This is a genomic window from Arthrobacter sp. (assembly GCF_031179985.1).
GTDB lineage: Bacteria > Actinomycetota > Actinomycetes > Actinomycetales > Micrococcaceae > Arthrobacter.
In genome coordinates, this window is the sequence record NZ_JAPSHJ010000096.1 from 1 (window position 1) to 5653 (window position 5653).

At 63.1% G+C, this 5653-nt stretch carries 5 protein-coding genes and 1 pseudogene; all 6 read left to right on the forward strand.

The features are described from left to right. Positions 1 to 254 (forward strand): annotated as a pseudogene (locus tag RIN13_RS20120) (carbohydrate ABC transporter permease); the annotation flags it as partial. Positions 255 to 293: 39 nt separating this feature from the next. Next, positions 294 to 1352, forward strand: coding sequence for an NAD(P)-dependent alcohol dehydrogenase (locus RIN13_RS20125; protein ID WP_309109085.1), 1059 nt, complete (start codon positions 294 to 296; stop codon positions 1350 to 1352). Beyond that, on the forward strand, positions 1352 to 2020 hold the full coding sequence (locus RIN13_RS20130; RefSeq protein ID WP_309109086.1) for a nucleoside/nucleotide kinase family protein: 669 nt from the start codon (positions 1352 to 1354) through the stop codon (positions 2018 to 2020). Before RIN13_RS20125 ends, RIN13_RS20130 begins: the two co-directional genes overlap by 1 nt. 31 nt (positions 2021 to 2051) lie before the next feature. Continuing rightward, entirely contained in the window at positions 2052 to 3050 is a 999-nt protein-coding gene (locus RIN13_RS20135; protein ID WP_309109087.1) for a carbohydrate kinase, read from the forward strand. Between the two features lie 3 nt (positions 3051 to 3053). Continuing rightward, positions 3054 to 4535, forward strand: coding sequence for a mannitol dehydrogenase family protein (locus RIN13_RS20140; RefSeq protein ID WP_309109088.1), 1482 nt, complete (start codon positions 3054 to 3056; stop codon positions 4533 to 4535). A 4-nt stretch (positions 4536 to 4539) separates the two neighbouring features. Beyond that, a complete protein-coding gene (locus RIN13_RS20145) occupies positions 4540 to 5121 on the forward strand; it encodes a hypothetical protein (RefSeq protein ID WP_309109089.1) in 582 nt (193 codons plus the stop codon). The last annotated feature ends 532 nt before the right edge of the window (positions 5122 to 5653 follow it).

A 5653-nucleotide genomic window follows, 5' to 3' on the forward strand; every position in this document is an offset into this window, starting at 1 on the left:
CCATGCCCGGCATTGCTGCCACAGCGCTGATCTGCTTCATTTTCAGCTGGAACGAGCTCCTGTTGGCCCGGGTCCTCACCGGGGTGGTGGCAGGCACCGCACCGGTGTTCCTGACCGGCTTCGTCTCCGGCCAGGGCCTCTTCCTTGCCCAGGTCTGCGCAGCCGCCGTCGTGATCTCCCTGCCGGTGCTGTTCGCCGGTTTCGCTGCCCAGGACAAACTCGTCCAGGGCCTCTCCCTCGGCGCCGTGAAATAACCCTCCGGTCCCCATCACACTCTTTCAAGGATTCCTTCGATGACAACAACAACCACCCAGTCAGCCGCCACCGGCGCTGAGTTGCCCGCCACCATGCGCGCCAACATCCTGAGGAGCCAGGGCGACATGGCCATGGAAACCCTGCCCCTCCCGCAGCTCGACGCCGACCAGGTCCTGGTGCAGGTCGCCGCGGTCGGCGTCTGCGGCAGCGACGTCCACTACTACGAGCACGGCAGGATCGGCCCCTACGTCGTAGACCACCCGCTGATCCTCGGCCACGAACTCTCCGGCCGGATCGCCGCCGTCGGTAGCGCCGTCGACCCCGGCCGGGTTGGCCAGCGCGTAGCCGTCGAGCCCCAGCGGCCCTGCCGGAAATGCAAGCAGTGCAAGGCGGGCCGCTACAACCTCTGCCCGGACATCGAGTTCTACGCCACCCCGCCGATCGACGGCGCTTTCGCCGAGTACGTGACCATCCAGTCCGACTTCGCCTACGACATCCCGGACAGCGTCAGCGACGAAGCCGCCGCTCTGATCGAACCGCTCTCGGTCGGGCTGTGGGCCTGTGAACGCGCGGAGATCAAGCCCGGCAGCCGGGTCCTGATTGCCGGGGCAGGACCCATCGGCATCATCGCCGCCCAGGCAGCCCGGGCGTTCGGCGCCACCGAAATCTACATCAGCGACATCGCCGAGGACCGCCTCGCCTTCGCCCTCGAACACGGCGCGACGCATGCGCTCAATGCCAGGACCGACAGCGTCGAAGGGCTTGACGTCGACGCGTTCATTGACGCCTCCGGCGCACCGCAGGCCGTCCGCGCGGGAATCAAAGCAGTTGCACCGGCCGGCCGGGTCATCCTCGTGGGGCTCGGCGCTGACGACGTCGAGCTGCCGGTTTCCTTCATCCAGAACCGGGAGATCTGGCTCTCCGGCGTCTTCCGCTACACCAACACCTGGCCGCTGGCCATCCAGCTTCTCGCCGACGGCAAAGTGGACCTGGACATCCTGGTCACCGGCAAATTCGGCCTCGCCGAATCCGAGGAGGCGCTCAAGGCCGGGAAGCAGCCCGGCCAGCTCAAAGCCGTCGTCTACCCCGGCCGCTGATGGAGGCCGGTGCTGCCGCTGTGGGGCCCGGGGGCCAAGCCCTCCGGGCACCGCAGGTACAGGCGGCCATTGCGGAACTGCGCAGCCGTCTCTTGGCCGGAACCCGGACGGTGCTTGGGATTACCGGAGCACCTGGCTCAGGAAAATCCACCTTTGCTGCGCTGCTGGGGGAGCTGTTCGGCGCTGACGTCGCTGTTGTCGTCCCGATGGATGGTTTTCATCTGAGCAATGCCGTCATTGACGGTGGGCCGCTCCGGGACCGTAAGGGTGCCATCGAGACCTTCGATGTCGGAGGTTACGCGTCCGTGCTTCAACGCCTGGCGCAGCCGGTTGAACCGGTGGTTTACGCTCCGGAATTCAACCGGTCCCTGGATGAACCGATCGCTGCCTCGATTGCGGTCCCTGCGGATCTTCCTCTGGTCATCACTGAAGGAAACTACCTGCTGGCAGACAGTCACGGGTGGCAGGGGATCCGGGAGCATTTGGATGAGGTCTGGTACCTCGAAAGTCCGGAGGCGCTTCGCCGTCGGCGCCTTACCGAACGGCACGTGCTGTTCGGTAAGGACCGGGTGGACGCTGAAAAGTGGGCGCACGGTACTGACCAATTCAACGCCGAGCTGGTGCACGCAACCCGGCACAAAGCGGACAGAATCATTCCCTGGGCCTGACCAGGGAGAAGAACACGGCAAGGAAGCTGTTATGCGAGCCCAAGATCTGACATCTGAACCCCTTCCCACCCAAGATCCAGTGGTAACGGTGATCGGTGAATCCCTCGTGGACATCATCGTTGACCCCCGCACTGCCGGCCCGGCGGAGGCGCACCCGGGCGGGAGCCCGATGAATGTGGCCGTGGGGAGCGCGCGGCTGGGGCTGGCCACGAGTCTGGTGACGCATTATGCGCACGATCCCAACGGGCTTCTGATCGGCCGGCACCTGCACTCCAACGGCGTGTCCGTCATCAGGGGAGGAAGCGCCCCCACTTCGACGGCGACTGCAACGCTCGGTCCCGACGGTGCCGCCGCGTACACGTTCGACATCAGTTGGGACCTCAACGGGGCATCACTGGCTGCGCTTGCGGCCGTCCAGACATCAGCCCACGTGCACACAGGATCCATTGCCTCTGTTCTTCCCCCGGGCGATCAAGCCACCCTTACCCTCCTGGACGCCGCCAAGGAGGCCGCCACGACCAGTTACGACCCCAACTGCCGCCCTGCCATCAGCCCGGACGTGGCAGCGGCACGAAGCCAGGCAGAACTTTTCGTGGCGTCCAGCGACATCGTCAAGGCCAGCGACGAGGACCTGACCTGGCTCTACCCGTACCGCACCCCGGAGGAAAGTCTGGCAGCCTGGCTGGAACTCGGACCATCCCTCGTGGCCTTGACCCGCGGTGCAGCAGGCCCGGTCATCCTCACGCACCAGGGACGGGTGGAAATGGCGGCGGAATCCATTGCAGTGGCCGATACGGTCGGCGCCGGAGACTCCTTTATGGCCGCTCTGATAGCCGGGCTGGCCCAACTTCAAGCCCTGGGCGCCGCTGGCCGGCCAAAGCTGCGCACACTGACGTCCGCTGACGTTCATGCCCTTGCCGGCTACGCCAACCGGGCAGCAGCAATCACCTGCTCACGGCCGGGAGCAAACCCGCCCCACGCGGCCGAACTCGGACACCTGTCCCCGACAGCACTGGTCAAAGGAGCGTGACGCATGCCGGCCCTGAACAACATGACGCTTTCAACCCTCCCGTCTCCACTGGCGATACCCTCTTATGACCGCTCCGGCCTGACGCCAGGCATTGTGCACTTTGGTGTTGGAGGTTTCCACCGTGCACACCAGGCCATGTACCTGGACCGCCTCATGAACGCAGGGCTCGCCCAAGACTGGGCGATCATTGGGGTGGGCGTGCTGCCCACCGACGCGCACATGAAACAGGTGATGGACGACCAAGACTGCCTCTACACCCTCACGGTCAAAAACCCGGACGGCAGCAGGGAAAGCCGAGTGATCGGCTCGATCATCGACTACCTCTTCGCACCTGAGGACCCTGAAGCCGTCATCGAGAAGATGGCGTCCGAGGACATCCGCATCGTCTCTCTCACCATCACCGAGGGAGGCTACAACTTCCACCACCTCACGGGCGAATTCAACGCAGCCAATCCCGATGTCATGCACGACCTGACACCCGGCACCGTACCGAAGACAACCTTCGGCCTGATCACCGAAGCCCTCGCCCGACGCCGCGCACGTGGACTGGCGCCCTTCACCGTGATGTCCTGCGACAACATCCAGGGAAACGGCGACGTCGCCCGCAACATGTTCGCCGCTTATGCGCACCTCAAAGACCCCGAACTGGGACGATGGATCACCGAACGTGTCTCCTTTCCCAACAGCATGGTCGACCGCATCACTCCTGCCACGACCGACGCCGACCGCAGTGCCATAGCTGACGAATTCGGGACCAGCGATGCCTGGCCAGTCGTCTGCGAGCCGTTCGAGCAGTGGGTCCTCGAAGACCACTTCAGCATTGGCCGGCCACCTTTCGAACACGCGGGCGTCCAACTCGTCGAAGACGTTGAACCCTACGAACTAATGAAGCTGCGGCTCCTGAACGCCAGCCACCAAGGCATGTGCTACTTCGGCTACCTCGCCGGCTACCGCTACGCCCACCAAGCAGCACAGGACCCAGTCTTTGCCCAATTCCTGCTCGACTACATGGACAAGGAAGCAACCCCCACCCTCCAGCCAGTACCCGGCATTAACCTCAATACCTACAAACGGACCCTCATAGAACGGTTCTCCAACGAGTACGTCCGGGACACCTTGGCACGCCTCTGTGCAGAAAGTTCCGACAGGATCCCCAAGTGGCTCCTGCCAGTCATCAGAGAAAACCTCGAAAAGGGCGGTGAAATCCACCGCTCGGCGGCAATCGTTGCCAGCTGGGCACGGTACGCCGAAGGCATCGACGAGCAAGGCAACCGCATCGACGTCGTCGACAGGCTCAAAGAATCACTGATGGCAGCAGCTGCGCTGCAGCACGACAACCCCCTGGCCTTTGTCTCAAACCCAGACATCTTTGGTGACCTGAAAACCAACGAACGCTTCGCAACGGCATATACACAGGCCCTCCGGGACCTCCACTCGGGAGGCGCCCGTACTGCTTTGGAACATCTGACGCTGTCGTCCAAGTGATTCCATGCTCAACCAATTCCACCGAAGAATCGCATTGCCAGGGCAGTGGCTTCCCGCCGCAGGATTATTGCTGATCCTTCCCTGCATCCTGGCCTTGCTCCTGGATCTTCACCCAGGCACCACGTACACGGATCACCTGCCCTCAGCAATACTCCTGTTGGTTACAGGCCTCGCTCTAACGCTTTCCCCGCTGCCGCCCGACACTACGAAAGACACTGTGCCGACGGAACACAAGGACGTGTTGGCGTACGCGCTCCGCACAGGAGCGCTGCCCATCGCCAGTCTCTTCAGTGACTGGCGATGCGAAGTCACACGCCAGGGGAGGACCTATTCCTGGGCCCTGCGAATCCTGCCAACCGCGACAGCAGTAGCCACCGCCTTGGGTCTCTACGCCGTACTCATCGATCCCGCCGGTTCCCTCTTCTTTCTCTTATCAGCAGCCGCAACCCTCACATTCGGCCTGGGAGCCTACGTGTTTTCAGCCATTCGGATCACAAACGCCCGCCTACTGGAGGACAAGCTATGCCGTCAGGTCCGCCTGCTCGAAGTGACTACCGGCTGGATGCTCGAGGAACCGCACGAGTAGAAGGTTCTTGGTGGGGCTGCACTCTCCCTAGGAGGCACATAAGCAAGGAGAGGTAGGGGCATTCGCACGAGGGGAATTCCAGAGCTCAATACGACTGGTTGAAACTACAACTTCCGGTTTAGGATCAAGAAACAAGTTAGAGCCTTTGGGGAGGTTTTTATGGAACGACTGACCTTTATTGACCCGTTTGCAAGCGAGGGGAAGCACCCTTCCACTCGCACGCCTAGGGACACGCCGCCCGTTCCGGTGCCTTCCGGAAGACTGCCAGCAACGCCGCCGGTCGCACGCGCCCGCGGCCGCGAACATGAGCTGCGCCGACTCATCAACGATCTCGCCGCCCTGGCCAGCAGAAATTCTCCGCCCGCCGAGCGGTGACGCACTGCTGTGATGCGACACCCATTTTCGAACGCCGATAACGGATATTCCGTCAAGCTAGCGGACGGCGGCAGGTTCGGGTGTACGCAAAACTGTCGTCCCGATAATGGCAGGTCTCCTGAGATGCGAACTGGGTCTGGCAGGAGGCGGGGTTCGA

Bases quoted from the DNA above. Each gene is read 5' to 3' on its own strand.
- RIN13_RS20145 (WP_309109089.1), top strand. From the start codon at position 4,540: ATGCTCAACCAATTCCACCGAAGAATCGCATTGCCAGGGCAGTGGCTT.
- RIN13_RS20130 (WP_309109086.1), top strand. From the start codon at position 1,352: ATGGAGGCCGGTGCTGCCGCTGTGGGGCCCGGGGGCCAAGCCCTCCGG.
- RIN13_RS20125 (WP_309109085.1), top strand. From the start codon at position 294: ATGACAACAACAACCACCCAGTCAGCCGCCACCGGCGCTGAGTTGCCC.
- RIN13_RS20135 (WP_309109087.1), top strand. From the start codon at position 2,052: ATGCGAGCCCAAGATCTGACATCTGAACCCCTTCCCACCCAAGATCCA.
- RIN13_RS20140 (WP_309109088.1), top strand. From the start codon at position 3,054: ATGCCGGCCCTGAACAACATGACGCTTTCAACCCTCCCGTCTCCACTG.